Here is a 14,736-nt window from a genome sequence, read left to right as displayed (position 1 = left end):
TCAACAGCAGAGGATCACTCGCCGCGGATGAACGCCTCCAGCTGAACGCGACCCTCGGTGTCCTCGATCTGAACCGGCGGGCTCTTCATGAGGTAGGCCGAGGCCGGGATGATCGGGCCGCCGATGCCGCGGTCCTTGGCGATCTTCGCCGCACGGACGGCGTCGATGATGATGCCGGCGGAGTTGGGGGAGTCCCAGACCTCGAGCTTGTACTCGAGGTTCAGCGGGACATCACCGAACGCGCGGCCCTCGAGCCGGACGTACGCCCACTTGCGGTCGTCGAGCCACTGCACGTAGTCGGACGGGCCGATGTGCACGTTCCGGCTGTCGATCTTGTCGGCCAGCTCGCCGGTCAGGTTCGACGTCACGGCCTGGGTCTTGGAGACCTTCTTGGACTCCAGGCGCTCGCGCTCGAGCATGTTCTTGAAGTCCATGTTGCCGCCGACGTTGAGCTGGTACGTACGGTCCAGCGCGACGCCGCGGTCCTCGAACAGCTTGGCCATGACTCGGTGGGTGATGGTGGCACCGACCTGCGACTTGATGTCGTCACCGACGATCGGGACGCCGGCGGCCTCGAACTTCGCGGCCCACTCGGGGTCGGAGGCGATGAAGACCGGCAGCGCGTTGACGAAGGCGACGCCCGCGTCGATCGCGCACTGCGCGTAGAACTTGTCCGCCTCCTCCGAGCCGACCGGAAGGTAGGAGACGAGAACGTCCACCTCCTTCTCGCGAAGGACCGAGACCACGTCCACGGGGTCGAGCCCCGACTCGGAGATGGTCTGCCGGTAGTACTTACCCAGACCGTCGAGCGTGGGACCACGCTGGACCTCGACGCCCTTGAACGGGACGTCGGCGATCTTGATGGTGTTGTTCTCGGAGGCGTCGATCGCCTCGGAGAGGTCCTTGCCGACCTTCTTGTCGTCGACGTCGAAGGCGGCGACGAACTCGACGTCAGAGACGTGGTAGTCGCCGAACTTGACGTGCATGAGGCCCGGGACGCTGGCCGCGGGGTCGGCGTCCCTGTAGTACTCCACACCCTGGACCAGGGAGCTGGCGCAGTTGCCGACTCCCGCGATTGCTACACGAACCGAACCCATTCGGGGCTCCTTCCAATACTCCAGGCCGACACCGGCCCGGAGGTCATCACTCGTTCTCTTGGCTGCTCTGCGCTGTGCGCGAGACGTCCGCTTCGTCGCGTACGCCGTCGTCATCCCCCAGATCCCCCCGACCCGCTGCCTGCTCGTCGTTCGCAGGCCTGGGGTTGCGTTCGGCGTCGATCAGCGAGGAGAGCCATCGGACCTCCCGCTCGACCGACTCGACGCCGTGACGCTGAAGCTCGCGGGCGTAGGAGTCGACCTCTTTCTGGGTCATGGCAAGTTCACGTTGCACCCGGTCGAGCCGCTCCTGGAGCCGGCTGCGACGTCCTTCGAGGACGCGAAGCCTGATCTCCATGTCGGTGCGACCGAAGAACGCGAACCTGATGTCGAAGTTGTCGTCCTCCCAAGCCATCGGACCGACCTCGGACATGAGCTGGGTGAACTCACGCTCTCCGGCAGGCGTCAGCTGGTAGACGATCCGCGGCCGCCGGGTCACCGGCGTGACGGACTGCGCCTCCTCTTCGATGAGGTGCTTGCGCAGCATCTTCTTCAGAGCCGGGTAGAGCGAGCCGTACGACAGCACTCGCCCCCAGCCCAGCATCAGGTTGAGCCGCTTGCGCAGCTCGTAGCCATGCATCGGCGACTCGTGCAGCAGCCCAAGGACTGCCAACTCGATCGTCTCTGCGCGACGTGCCATGCGACCTATCGTACCGATATATCCGCGATGGCAAATAGAGACCAAAGTCTTGTCTGATCACGTCCGAAGAGACCACTTCGATGCAACCGTCACCGAACTGTTGACGTCGGGTGACTTGAGGCGCGCTGGGCGTGGATGCGGGAGCGCTAGCGTCGATTGCGTACGCTGATGGCTGCCGTTCACCTACCTGAGGATCCACCCGGGCAAGGTTCGGCAAGCGTCGCGCGTCAGGTTGATGGGATTCCCTCGGGGGGATCTAGCGACGTCGGGGGATTGTCAGTGTCAGCCCGTCCGGTCACGTGCCGGGCAGTCACAGGAGCAGTGCAACACCCGTGAGCGACCCATCCGGTGCCTATCCGAACGAACACAGTTCGCAAAGGCCCAGCCCTCGTAGCGCCAGTCCCCGCAGGTCCAACCCCGGCGGGCAGCAAGGACGACCCCAGGGCGGACCGCGCCCTCCGCAGGGTGGTTCGGGCGGTCGTCCGCCGGCACCGCGCCGCCCCCAGGGTTCTCCGCAGGGCCAGCCGTCAGGCGGTCGCCCTCAGCCCCGTGGCGCCCAGCGCCCGATGCCTCCCGGTGGTCCCCGTCCCGGTCAGCGGCCGCCCTACCCGGGGCCCCGCCGTCCCGGTGACCCGCCGGTGGACCGTCTCGGCCAACGGCCCGCGCGTCCCGAACGCCGCGGTGGTGGCATCAGCGGTGGCTCCGGTGGTGGCATGGGGCGTGACCCCAAGTCCGCCTTCGGCGTGGGTGATCATGGCGACGGCGAGCTGGACAAGAAGGCGCTGGCGGTCCGGATCGGCAAGATCGCGGGCATCTGCGCCCTGGTCCTGGCGCTGATCGGGAGCGCCGCGGTGATCATCTCCTACAACATGATCTCGATCCCCAGCGCCAACGCGGCGTTCCAGGCCGAGTCGAGCTTCGTCTACTACGCCGGTGGCAAGAAGGAGGTCGGCCGCTTCCAGGCGGGCGACCAGAACCGTGACGCGCTGAGCGTGGACGAGATGCCGGCGCTCGTGAAGGACGCGGCCGTGGCAGCCGAGGACCGCAGCTTCTACGAGAACAACGGCATCGACCTCAAGGGCATCGCGCGCACGCTCTTCTCCAACGCCACCACCGGCAGCCAGGGCGGCGCCTCGACGATCACCCAGCAGTACGTGAAGAACCTCTACCTCAGCCAGGAGCGCACCTACTCCCGCAAGGTGAAGGAAGCGGTCATCTCGCTGAAGATCAGCCGGCAGAAGTCGAAGGACGAGATCCTCACCGGCTACCTCAACACCGTCTACTTCGGCCGCGGCGCCTACGGCGTCCAGGCCGCGGCGAAGACCTACTTCCGCAAGTCCGCCCAGGACCTCGACATCAAGGAGGCCGCGGCCCTCACCGCGATCCTCAACAACCCGAACGGGTTCGACCCCGAGAAGGCCGGCGCGGACGCCGGTGGCACCGAGCTGCTCGGCCGCTACCAGTACGTCCTCAAGGGCATGGGCGAGCTCAAGAGCCAGGGCAAGGCGCTCAGCGACTACGACGAAGCCACCCTCGAGAAGTCGAAGGCGGCACTGCCCAAGTTCCCCAAGCCGAAGGCCGACAGCCGCCTGGGTGGCCAGAAGGGTCACGCGCTCACCCTGGTGAAGAACGAGCTGAAGTCCCTCAAGAACGAGAACGGCGAGCCCCTCTTCACCGAGGAGGAGATCGACAGCAAGGGGCTGAAGGTCACCACCACGCTCAGCGCGAAAGCGATGAAGACGGCGGAGGATGCTGTCACCGACGTACGTCCGGAGGACAAGAAGGCGTACAACGAGAAGAACGAGAAGAACGCCCTTCACGTCGGAGCTGCAACCGTTGATGTGAAGACCGGAGCCTTGAAGGGCTTCTACGGTGGCCAGGACTACCTTCAGTCCCAGATCAACTGGGCGGCGAACGGTGGCATGGCGGGCTCGACGATGAAGCCGTTCACCATGGCGGCCGCGCTCGACGCGGGCTACTCGTTGAAGGACACCTGGACCGGCGAGGGCGGGATGGAGATTCCCGGGACCGACCTGGTCGTCCGAAACTCTGGTCAGTCCGACGCCGACCCGACCGGTCACTCCTACGGTAAGCACGTGACCGGGATCAAGGCCATGGAGGAGTCGATCAACACCTCCTTTGTCGAGATGTCGCAGGCCCTGCCCAACAACCACCGCGATGTGTGGGAGCAGGCCGTCAAGGCGGGCATCCCGCCGATGGAGCAATCGGCGAAGGACGCACCTGCCGATTACCGCTCGATGCCGGCGTACTCACCCGACATGGATCCGACCGACTACCTCGTCACTCTCGGTAAGGCGCAGGTCAGCCCGATCAACATGGCCAACTCTTTCGCGACCATCGCCAACGGAGGCGTGCGCAACACGGTGCACATCGTCTCGAAGGTCGTCGACGCGGAGGGCAACGTAAAGTACGAGTGGAACCAGCGTGACGGCGAGGAGCGGGCGATGTCAGAGGATGCCGCCGACGACACGTCCTACGCTCTCCAGCAGGTGGTCAAGGACGGCACCGGCAGGTCGGCGGGTGTCATCGCCCAGCCGGCTGCCGGTAAGACCGGCACTGCGACCATGGGGTCTGGCGACGAGTCGTACGTCTCCTCGGCATGGTTCGCCGGCTACACGCCACAGCTCGCCACCGCTGTGATGTACGTCCGAGGCACCGGCAACGGCCGGTTGGACGGTTGGCTCGACTCCTACTACGGCGCGAGCTACCCGGCCGAGACTTGGGCAGCCATCATGGGCGAACTGACCGATGACATGGATCTCGAGGAGTTCCCCGAGCCCGCCTGGATGGACGGCGAGGCCCCGGAAGACGGTCACGACCCGTCACTTATCGTCACCCCGACGCCGACTCCGACGCCTTCTGAGGACTGCTCCAAGAAGGACGAGCGCAAGGGTCTCTGCATCCCGATCGAGGAGCCGGAGGAGACTCAGAGTCCCTCGGACGGCGCCACCGACGGTGATCCGGGCGAGGGCACGACCCCCGACGAGTCGGAGTCGACCGATCCGGAGGTCACCGAGACCGCTTGCGACTGGTTCGGCGACTGTGAGTCGTCCTCGCCGCCTGCCGATGGCAATAATGGCGGAGGCAACAACGACACAGGCACCGCGGAGGGCGCTACTCAGTGAGTGATGGTCCAGTGACCGCCCCGGCGGCGGAGGATCCGGTCGTCAGGACCGCCTCCACCGCGGTGGGCGGTCCTCTCGGCGGGCTCGCGCACGGCCGACGGCGCTGGTTCAGCGCGGTCGGCCTGGTGCTGCTCCTGACCGCGCTCACCTTCGCGATCGGGATGGTCTCCAAGCAGACCTGCTACAACGCCACCTGGACCAACGGCGACACCCGCTACACCCACTTCTGCTACTCCGACCTGCCCTATCTCTACGTCGACCGGGGTCTGGCCGAACACGAGTGGCCCTACTCCTCCGATCCCGAGGTCCGGGCGCGCTACCAGCAGGTGATGGAGTATCCGGTCGGCATCTCCTACTACGCCTGGGCTACGTCCCACGTCACCGACTGGCTGACCGACACCCCGGACGAGGACGAGCGCCATCTCGTGGAGACCTCGAGCTTCTGGGGTCTGCCCGGCATGCACCACGAGATCCGGGTCTTCATCATCGTCAACGTGATCGGCTTCGCGGTCGCGGCGCTGCTCTCCGCCTGGTTCCTGGCGCGTACGCACCGCCGACGGCCCTGGGACGCGGCCGCCTTCGCGCTCGCCCCGGTGCTGGCGGCGACCGGGATCATCAACTGGGACATGCTGGCTGTCGTCTTCGTCGCCGGCGCGCTGTGGGCGTGGTCTCGCGATCGGCCGCTGCTGACCGGCATCCTGATCGGGCTCGGCTGCGCGACCAAGCTCTACCCACTCTTCCTGCTCGGCGGGCTCGTGGTGATCTGCATCCGGCACCGGCGCTACTACGACCTGGCGGTCGCCTCGCTGGCGACGGTCCTCGCCTGGGTGCTCGCCAATCTCCCCGCGATGGCCACCGGCCTCGAGGAGTGGAAGGTCTTCTGGAGCTTCAACTCCGAGCGCGGCCCCGACCTCGGCTCGCTGTGGCTCGTGGTCCAGCAGGCCACCGACGCGACGATCTCGGCACAGACGGTCAACCTCGTCTCCTGGGGCTTCTTCATCGCCTGGTGCAGCGGCGTACTCATCATCGGCCTGACCGCCCATGAGACACCGCGGCTGGCGCAGCTCGGCTTCCTGATCGTCGCCGGGTTTCTCCTGGTCAACAAGGTGTATTCACCGCAGTACGTCCTGTGGCTGCTGCCGCTGGCCGTCCTCGCCGTGCCGCGCTGGCGTGACCAGCTCATCTGGCAGGCCGGTGAGCTCTTCTACTTCGTCGCGGTCTGGTGGTATCTCGCCGACCTGCTGGCCAGCAGCGGCGGTGACCAGCCGGTCTACTGGTTCGCGATCATCGCCCGGGTCGCCGCCGAGGTCTATCTGATCGCGGTCGTGGTCCGGGAGATCTACGAGCCGTGGCGCGACCCGGTCCGGTGGACCGAGGCCCGCGCAGAGACTCAGGAGTCCAGGACGATCTCGTCGAACGAGGTCGCGGTGTAGCGCACCCGCACCTCGAGCTCCTCGCCGACCTCGGGCACACGCGCGCCCGAGGGAAGCATGAGCATCGACTCCTGCATGTGCGGCGGCTCGGCGAACCAGAGCGCCTTGCCGTCGAGCGTGTACGGCGAGCGCGACTGCCCCATGGCGTCGAGCCCACCGCGGGCGACCGCGAGGGCCCGGGAACGCAGGTGGGTGTCGCCCAGCGGCGCCTCGAGGCCGATCCCGTGGGCGGTGCCGCCGGAGGCGACGACCAGGTGACCGGCGCGCAGCGCGGTGCGGCCGCGGTAGCCGTAGGAGTATCCCCGCTCGAGCGGGTGCACGTCCTCGACGGTCGCGGTCACGGTGAGCGCGCCGCGGTCACCGAGCCACAGCGCGGTGCCGACGCGGGGCCGGAAGGTGATGTCGCCGTAGGCCGCGCGCAGTTGGGCGAGCTCGTTGGCGCTCAGGTGGGAGACCCACACCGTCTTCGCCTCGGCGCCGACGACGGCGTCCATCTGGGCGCGTACCTCGGCCAGCGAGCCGCCGTCGAGGCCGAAGTGCATGGTGATGCCCTCGAAGCGGGCGTGCTCGCGGGCGCCTGCGGCGGTCGGCCACAGGTCGCTCGGCGTCATCCCGTGGCGCCGCATCGAGGTGACCAGCTCGAGGATGACCCGCGCGCCGGGCTGGCGCTCCAGCAGCAGCGGCAGGTCCTCGGGGCGGCTGATCGTGTGGATGACCCGGTCGGCGATCTCCGGGTTGATCTCGGGCGAGTAGGGCCGCCACGGGGTCAGCACGTAGATCGATCCGCTGAACCGGGTCGCGACCTCCCACACCTCGTTGTAGGTGCCGACCGCGAGCGTGTCGACGCCGGTGCCGAGGCCGGTGAGCCACTCGGTCTGGTGGGCGAGCTTGCGCAGGGTGAGGCCGTAGCCGTTGCCCTTCGCCACCGGGACCAGGCCGGGCGTCGCCTCGGCGAAGGTCTGGACGTGCTTGCGCCAGCGATCGGCGTCAACGGTCAGTTTCAGCGGCATTAGCGCCTCTTCATGTAGACATCGAAGGCCGTGTAGATCGGCTTGTTCAGCGGCAGGTCCCACTCGCCGGCGTACTCCACCGCCTGGCCACCGGTGCCGACCTTGAACTGGATCAGCCCCACGTGGGAGTCGTCGGTGGAGAGCGTCGGAGTGATGCCGCGCAGGTCGTAGGTGGTCGCGCCGGCGGCCATGGCGTCCTGGATCATCGCCCACTGGAGGGCGTTGGAGCCACGTACGTCTCGCTTCTCGGTCGAGGAGGCGCCGTAGGAGTACCAGGCGTACTGCCCGACGCGGACCATGATCGTGGCCGCGACCAGATCGCCCTCGTGCCGCGCCAGGAAGAGCTTGATCCGCTCCGGGTCCTCGTTCGACATCGCCCAGAACATGGTGCTGAAGTAGCTGCGCTGCCGGGGCGTGAAGTGGTCGCGGGCCGCGGTGTGGACATAGAGATCGTGGAAGGCGCTCAGGTCACCCTCGAAGTCGCCGTCCGCCGGGCTGACGGGGGTGGCGACGGTCACCTCGACGCCCATCTTGGCAGCCTTCTTGATGTTGCGGCGCCAGAGCTGGTTCATCCCCTTGAGGACCTCGTCCTCGGTCTTCGGGGTGCCGTCCTCGTGGGCCAGCGGGATGACGAAGTTGTATTGCGGCTGCCCCGCGCCGAAACCGTCCTCGGGGCTCTGCAGCTTCCAGCCGGCGGCGCGCAGCTGGCTGACCACGCGGGCGCCGGTAGCGTCGCGGTGGGTCGGGGTGAGCTGGTTGAGCCGCTGGACGGTGTCGTCGGCGATGCCGTCCTTGACCTGCGCCGCGCTCCAGGTCGCCGTCGTGACCGGCGGGCCGATCCGGATGCCGAAGGCGTGGTTCTTCTTCAGGTACGTCGCCAGCGGCTCGAGCCACGGAGCGAGATCGCCCGACCAGTCGATGCTCGGGCCTTCCGGCAGATAGGCGAGGGTGAACCGCTCCAGCTTCGGGACCGGCCGGTGCAGCACCAGCGCGGCACCGACCAGGGCGCCGCCCTGCAGGCTGTCGAACCATCCGATCGACTCCGAGCGCCACTCGGTCTTGACCTGGGCCCACGAGGGGGTCTGGAGGAAGCTCACGCTGGGTTGCTTCTCGATGAAGGCGAGATGCTCCGCAGCGGTGATGGGGCGCACGGTGAGACTCACCCGCAGAAGGCTACCCGTTCCGGCGGTAGGGTCGAATCCGCCCCAATGTGGGGACAATCGGGGGCAATCGCGCCGCTCCCTAGTGAGTCAGGGCCGCTGAGCCGCTATTGTCTGCGACCAGATGTATCACGGCTGGGGCCTGGGCCTCCTTATAGTCGTGACAGCAACTATGACCACCACGATGGCGCGCCCGCGCGTCGTCTGGCCCCCCAACGGCGCGCCGCCGATCCGGAGGCCGCCGGTCGAGGAGGGGACTGTGACACGGGTACCACGGGGGATCGGTCATGCCGACGCACCCGTGACCGTATGGTCCCGGGCCACGGCCGACTTCGACCGTTGGCTCAGCGGCGACTCCGCCGCCCTCGACGAGCTGGTCGCGACGATGACCCCGGTCCTGTGGCAGGTCGCGCGCTCCTATCGGCTCACTCAGGAGCAGGCCGAGGACGTCGTCCAGAACACCTGGCTCACCTTCGTACGCAAGCACTCCTCGATCCTCGACACCGCGGCCGTCGGTGCCTGGCTCACTCTGACCACGCGCCGCGAGGCCTGGCGGGTCGCGAAGCGGTCCGGGCGTGACGTACCCGTGGAGGACGAGGCGCTCGAGTCTCGCGTCCCGACGCAGCGCTCCGCGGAGTCGCTGGTCGTCGAGGGCGACCGCAACTCCCTCATCTGGGCGGCCGTGGAGTCGTTGCCGGAGCGGTGCCGGCGGCTGCTGCGCGTGGTCGCCTTCTCCGACCGGCCCGACTACGCCGGCCTGGCCGAAGAGCTCCAGATGCCCATCGGCAGCATCGGCCCCACCCGCGGCCGCTGTCTCGGGAAGCTGCGGGATGCACTCAAGAACGAGGGGGTGTCGTGATGGGTCGCTCGGAGGAGCCCACTCGCGAAGAGCTGTTGGGTCTGGTTCGACAGGCTTATGTTGCCGGTGATCCGGTCCCTGGTGGCCTGATCTCCCGGATGCAGGCGGCCGCCGCCGGCGCCGCCGAGGAGTCCGGGCTCGGGCTCGACCTGGAGCTGATGCTCCTGGTGGAGTCCTCGGGTGCCGAGACGGCCGGAGTACGCTCCGCCGCCCCTGCCTCCGCCCGCTCTGCCTACACCCTGCGCTTCGCGCAGTCCGGCGTCGACGTGCTCGTACGCGTCGCCTCCGACACCGACACCACCGCCCGCCTCGACGGCTGGGTCGTCCCCGGCTCACCCATGACCGTCCGCGCCATCCGCGCCGACGAAGTCCGTACGCCGATCGTCGCCGTCACCCTCGGAGCCTCGGGTCGCTTCGAGCTCACCTCGTTGCCCGCCGGCCTCATCAGGCTCCGCTTCGAGCCCGCCGACGGCTCCGCCGCCTTCCTGACCCCCACGTTCGAGATCTGATCCAGGAGTAACAGTGCACCCCAAGAGTGAGCCCCGACTGTCGGTGTCGTTCGGATCCGACGCCCGAATACTCGACCCGACCAATGCCGTAGCCGTGGACGGTGTCACGGCAGGCACCACGATCTACTCCTCGACGACACTCCTGATCTCCAAGTCGGTGGACTTCGATGACACGTTCCGACGGATCAAGAGCATTGCCCGGTCTTTGCATTGGCGTGTCGAAGCCGAGCCCGAGCCTGCACACGCCGTTGACCTCCGATTCGGTGTCCGGCGGGTCAGCCTAGGTGTGATGCCGGGCAAGGCGGTGGCGGCTCCGGACGCCTGGACGCTTCTCCAGTTTCTTCGCGCAGAGGGTGCCGACGGTGCACGAGGCGTGAGCCTGGAGCACGTTCTTGTGCCGGTGCCTCACAACGACCCGCATCCTCATAACGACCCGCATCCTCATAACGACCCGCACCCGCACAATGACCCCCACCCGAACTCCGGGTACGACCCGTTGGGTACGGGAGGACGTCAACCGGTGGCGTACGTCGGGTCGGCCCCTGCCCGGCAGGAGGACGGTGACATCGAAGACCGAACACGCCCGGTGGTGGCAGTCCTCGACACGGGATGCGGGCAGCATCCGTGGCTCGACTTCGTCGATCGGGACGTACGCCTCGGCGACCATCGGATCGGATGGCCGTCAAGTGTTCCGGACTCTGAGATCGACGGCGACCAGGTGGGTGCACTGGACGGCCTGATCGATCCCATGGCGGGTCATGGCACCTTCATCGCAGGACTGGTCCATCAGGCATGTCCCAACGCCGACATCTATTCGTGGCGGATCGTTCCGCCAGACGGCCCCGTTGCTGAATACGACTGGGTGACGGCCCTCGCTCAGATTGCCGATCTGGTGCATCTCTATCGCCAAGGGGATCCGCGCGGGCGACGGATCGACGTGCTCAGCCTGTCGATCGGTTACTACCACGAGACCCCGGAGGACGCGCTCTTCGATCCGATGCTTCACGAGATTCTTGCCGATCTCGCGGCGAACGGGACGCTTGTCGTTTGCTCGGCTGGCAACGACTCGACAGCACGGCCGAATTTTCCGGCAGCGTTTGCGCCCTGGAGCGAGGGCGAGGGCCCTTGTTCGGCGTCGGATAAGGCGTTGCCGATCGTCTCCGTAGGAGCCCTGAACCCAAATGGAACGGACGCGATCTTCAGCAACGCCGGGCCTTGGGTCCGTGCGTATGAGATCGGCGCTGGCGTCGTGAGCACGTTCCCCACCGGTTTCGACGGGGGTTACCAAGCTAGAGTCGCCTCTGAATTCGCTGGCCGAAAGCGGGAGACGTTGGATCCTGACGACTTCGGTGGCGGATTCGGCACTTGGAGCGGGACATCGTTTGCGGCACCGTTGCTCGCTGGACGAATTGCCCAGCACCTCTTCGACAACGGCGATCCCGGGGATGTCTCGCAGGACGTCGATCGCGCCTGGGCTGCCATCGAAGTGCTCACTACGCTCAAGCAATGACTAACGACGGTCCGGACGAACTGCACAAGCAGGGAGTCGCGGCGCTCAGGTCAGGCGATCTCGACAGCGCGAGGGCGCTGTTGGGGCGAGCCCTGAGCCTCGCGACTGCCCCTGCGGTCCTCGCCCGGATCGAGTCATCGTTGGCATATCTCGAAGCCGACGACTCCAACTTGAACGTAGCGCTGGACAAGAACGATCGAGCTCTGGAGTTCGGCGTAGAGGGCTCCACCCGAGGCGTGCTTCTCGCGCAACGTGCGCTGCTCCTGCGCCGCGCCGGTCGCGCCGCCGAGGCGTTGGAGACGTTCGGCGCAGCCATTTCATCGCTGGACGGTCTCCCCCTCGACCTGGCCAAGGCTTACCTCAATCGAGGTACGGTTCACCTCGATCGTCACGACACCGTGAATGCGGCCCAAGACTTCGAGGCTGCAGCAGCGCAGTACCGATCTTCGGGCGAGCCCGTTGCGGCCGCGCAAGCCGACCACAACCGGGCGTATGCGTTGTTTCTGTCTGGCGACTTGGTCGGGGCTCTTGCCCTGATGGAATCGTCATACGAGGTTCAGGCATTCGCTGGCCCGTTGATCAAGGCGGTGTGCGACGCCGATCGGGCCGAGGTGCTGATGGCGGCTGGCCTGACGCGGCAGGGCGGGGAGATGCTACGGCAGGCTGCCGAGGCATACGGTTCCAAGAAGCAGCGCCAACGGCAGGGGGAGGCAGAACTGGCGCTGGCGTCGCATCTGCTTGCAACTGATCCGGCGGAGGCGGAGCGGGTGGCGCGCTCGGCGCTGGGCTGGTTCGAGGAGGCGCGGGCGACAGGGCTGGCGCTGCGGGCTCGGGCGGTGGCGTTCGAGGCGGCCGTCACGGCAGGCCAAGATCCGAGCGAGGAGGGCGAGGCGCTGGCAGGTCCGCTCGAGGAGCAGGGCCTGAGCTGGCCGGCTCTTCGGGTGCGCATGCAGGCTCGGTTGGCGCGCATCCGGTCGGCGGAGAACGCCGGTCTGCCGACGAGGCCAGCGAGCGGCAGGGTCATCGGTCCAGTTCCGCCCGAAGCGCCCATCGACATCCGCCTGCTGGAGCGTGAGCTTCGAGCCGAGTTGGCGGTGGCCGCCGGCCGAGCCGGCGCTGGCCTTCGCGAGCTCAGGTCGGGACTCGACGACTTCCACCTGTGGCAGAGTTCCTTCGGCAGCCTGGACCTGCAGACCAATGTCTCCGGACACGGCCGCACACTGGCCAGGCGTGGCCTGGAACTGGCCGTCGAGTCAGGCGAGGCCGATGTGCTCTTCGAGTGGTCGGAGCGTTCCCGGATGCTGGCCTCGCGGGTTCAGCCGGTGCGGCCACCGTCCGATCCCCAACTCGCCGCCGACCTGGCGGAGCTCCGCGGCGACGTGACCCCGGAGCGTGAGGCCGAGCTGCGTGAGCAGATCCGACAGCGTGCCTGGCGGGTCAAGGGGTCCGGCCAGGTCTCGGACCCAATATCCCTCCCTGACCTGCATGAACGCATCGGTGGGCATGCGCTCGTCGCCTATGTCGTCGCTGCCGGCCGCCTTGTCGCCGTCGTCGCGACCGACGACGTCGCCACTCGGGTCGACCTCGGTGACCAGGCCGCGCTCGGAACACTCCTGGGTGGTCTGCTGCCGGATCTCGACGTCGCCGCGACCGATCTTCCGGGCCCGCTCGGCGTTGCCGTACGTGGCGACCTGGCCGCCCGGCTCCAGCAGCTCTCCGACCTGCTCGTCACTCCGATCCTCGAGCGGATCGGCGACCGGCCGGTCGTCCTGACTCCCTCGGCCGTCCTGGCTGCGGTGCCTTGGACCCTGCTGTCCGGCTTCAGCGGCCGACCGGTGACGGTCGCCCAGAGCGCTACCGCCTGGCTGAGCCGCGCCGACACCCCGCTGCGTACGGTGTCCGCCGGGTTCGTCGCCGGGCCGCGCGTCATGCGGGCTGCCGACGAAGTGGCCAAGAGCGCCACCGCCTGGTCCGACGTGCGCACGCTCACCGGTAGCGAAGCCACCGCGACCGCCGTTTCCGCGTTGGCGGCAGAGGTCGACGTACTCCATCTCGCCGCGCACGGCCACCACTCCGCCGACAACCCGCTCTTCTCCGGGCTCGAGCTCGCCGACGGGACCTGGTACGGCTACGACATCGACGGCCTCTCCGCCGTCCCCGACGTCGTGCTCCTCTCTGCCTGCGAGGTCGGACGATCCACCATCCGCTGGGGCGAGGAGTTGATCGGTCTCGTTGGAGCCTGGCTCCACGCCGGCGCCCGCGCCGTAATCGCCTCACCCGCGGTGGTGGCCGACGATGCCGCGTATGAGGTGTTCAGCAGTCTCCACGGTGCCCTCGCGAAGGGCTTGGCCCCCGCCGAGGCCCTCGCCGAGTCCCTCCCCGCCGCGACCACGGACGCTCCGCCGGCCCCCTTCGTCTGCTTTTCGTAGGTCAGCCTACGAGCCTCGGTGTCGGGTGGGCGAGGACCTATTGAACTCCCGCCCACCCGCTCCGATGCCCTAATTGGGCTTGTTGTGTGGCGCGGCGAAAGCGTAGATCGCCAGCGCCGTGGTGACGGTGGTGGTCGCCGCCAGGTAGGCGCGTGCCTTGAGCTCATTCGTGCTCATCTGCTCCTCCTCTCGTGGGGTAGAGGCGAAGTCGGCGCAATCACGCCGACGGCTGGGCGGAGCCGTTCGTCCGGGCATCGCTGACAGAACGGTCCGACGCGCTCGGCTGGAAGCAGGCGACAATCAGGAGCGCTAGACCGGGAAAGAGGAGCAGGTCGCCGATGCTGAGGACCTTCATCAGCACGGGGACAGGGATGAGGTCGGCGAGTGGGATCCAGAGTTGCGAAACGTCGTCGAGTCGGATGTAGCCCGACGCGTCGGTCGCCAACTCAGCGCTAGAGTAACCGGCCGCGCGTGCACCCGAGACGCTGTACGGCATCGCTCCCAGGACAGCGATCGGCACTGAGTTCGACACGGTCCCGAGCGGAATGAGAGACAAGGCCCACCGGCCAGAGCGATGAGACCAGAGCGAGCGATTCAGCCAGCAGAACGCGATTGCTATGACCACGACGAGGACCGAATATGCCCGCCGTTCGGCGTTCGCTTCGACCCAACCTGGCCACAACCCCTCCACGTGCATGAACTCCAGCGCAGCGACAAGAACGATCAGCCACTTCCCGCGCAGGCTCGTCAGAGAGGTCGCGACGTTCGGGCGGGCGACGATGATGAGGCCGATGACTGCTGGCAGCACCATCAGCGTGAGCATTCCTGGGCCGGGCATGCGTAGCAGGCTAGTGGCGTCGCGCAGCACCCGGGAGGGGAACGAGGC

Annotated in this window: 11 protein-coding genes; 6 read left to right on the top strand and 5 right to left on the bottom strand. The window is 67.6% G+C overall.

Annotation, left to right across the window (positions count from 1 at the left end):
- Window positions 1-14 precede the first annotated feature (14 nt).
- Both ACFWQC_RS10650 and ACFWQC_RS10645 read right to left on the bottom strand, forming a co-directional pair.
- Window positions 15-1,097, bottom strand: a complete 1,083-nt coding sequence (locus ACFWQC_RS10650) for an inositol-3-phosphate synthase (protein ID WP_355020398.1) — start codon at window positions 1,095-1,097, stop codon at window positions 15-17.
- 46 nt (window positions 1,098-1,143) lie between these two features.
- Complete coding sequence (locus tag ACFWQC_RS10645; RefSeq protein ID WP_350665392.1) at window positions 1,144-1,794, bottom strand: PadR family transcriptional regulator; 651 nt, start codon at window positions 1,792-1,794, stop codon at window positions 1,144-1,146.
- 638 nt (window positions 1,795-2,432) lie between these two features.
- Here ACFWQC_RS10645 and ACFWQC_RS10640 point away from each other — a divergent pair.
- Both ACFWQC_RS10640 and ACFWQC_RS10635 read left to right on the top strand, forming a co-directional pair.
- Window positions 2,433-4,940, top strand: a complete 2,508-nt coding sequence (locus tag ACFWQC_RS10640) for a transglycosylase domain-containing protein (protein ID WP_378676924.1) — start codon at window positions 2,433-2,435, stop codon at window positions 4,938-4,940.
- Complete coding sequence (locus ACFWQC_RS10635) at window positions 4,937-6,373, top strand: glycosyltransferase family 87 protein (protein ID WP_378676922.1); 1,437 nt, start codon at window positions 4,937-4,939, stop codon at window positions 6,371-6,373. Before ACFWQC_RS10640 ends, ACFWQC_RS10635 begins: the two co-directional genes overlap by 4 nt.
- Here the strand turns inward: ACFWQC_RS10635 and ACFWQC_RS10630 are convergent.
- Both ACFWQC_RS10630 and ACFWQC_RS10625 read right to left on the bottom strand, forming a co-directional pair.
- Window positions 6,331-7,383, bottom strand: coding sequence for an alanine racemase (locus ACFWQC_RS10630; RefSeq protein WP_378676919.1), 1,053 nt, complete (start codon window positions 7,381-7,383; stop codon window positions 6,331-6,333). The two genes, ACFWQC_RS10635 and ACFWQC_RS10630, sit on opposite strands and share 43 nt — an antisense overlap.
- Complete coding sequence (locus ACFWQC_RS10625; RefSeq protein WP_378676916.1) at window positions 7,383-8,546, bottom strand: lipid II:glycine glycyltransferase FemX; 1,164 nt, start codon at window positions 8,544-8,546, stop codon at window positions 7,383-7,385. Before ACFWQC_RS10625 ends, ACFWQC_RS10630 begins: the two co-directional genes overlap by 1 nt.
- Window positions 8,547-8,802: 256 nt before the next feature.
- Between ACFWQC_RS10625 and ACFWQC_RS10620 the strand changes: the two genes are divergently transcribed.
- From ACFWQC_RS10620 to ACFWQC_RS10605, 4 genes are read left to right on the top strand one after another with little or no spacing between them, the layout of a single operon-like run.
- On the top strand, window positions 8,803-9,402 hold the full coding sequence (locus ACFWQC_RS10620; RefSeq protein ID WP_378676914.1) for an RNA polymerase sigma factor: 600 nt from the start codon (window positions 8,803-8,805) through the stop codon (window positions 9,400-9,402).
- The gene (locus tag ACFWQC_RS10615; RefSeq protein ID WP_378676912.1) at window positions 9,402-9,911 is read left to right on the top strand and encodes a hypothetical protein; all 510 of its coding nucleotides are present in this window, start codon (window positions 9,402-9,404) and stop codon (window positions 9,909-9,911) included. Before ACFWQC_RS10620 ends, ACFWQC_RS10615 begins: the two co-directional genes overlap by 1 nt.
- 13 nt (window positions 9,912-9,924) lie before the next feature.
- Window positions 9,925-11,421 carry a S8 family serine peptidase gene (locus ACFWQC_RS10610; protein ID WP_378676910.1) on the top strand — a complete coding sequence of 499 codons (1,497 nt, stop codon included), beginning with the start codon at window positions 9,925-9,927 and terminating at the stop codon, window positions 11,419-11,421.
- Window positions 11,418-13,850: a CHAT domain-containing protein gene (locus tag ACFWQC_RS10605; RefSeq protein WP_378676907.1), complete on the top strand. Its 2,433-nt coding sequence runs from the start codon at window positions 11,418-11,420 to the stop codon at window positions 13,848-13,850. The genes ACFWQC_RS10610 and ACFWQC_RS10605 overlap by 4 nt, the downstream gene beginning before the upstream one ends.
- A gap of 217 nt (window positions 13,851-14,067) precedes the next feature.
- Here ACFWQC_RS10605 and ACFWQC_RS10600 read toward each other — a convergent pair whose 3' ends face one another.
- The gene (locus tag ACFWQC_RS10600; protein ID WP_378676905.1) at window positions 14,068-14,688 is read right to left on the bottom strand and encodes a DUF5317 family protein; all 621 of its coding nucleotides are present in this window, start codon (window positions 14,686-14,688) and stop codon (window positions 14,068-14,070) included.
- Window positions 14,689-14,736: the final 48 nt, after the last annotated feature.

This window comes from Nocardioides sp. NPDC058538 (assembly GCF_042719275.1).
GTDB lineage: Bacteria > Actinomycetota > Actinomycetes > Propionibacteriales > Nocardioidaceae > Nocardioides.
The sequence above is the reverse complement of the archived record's forward strand: the minus strand, read 5'-3'. Positions and strand labels throughout refer to the sequence as shown.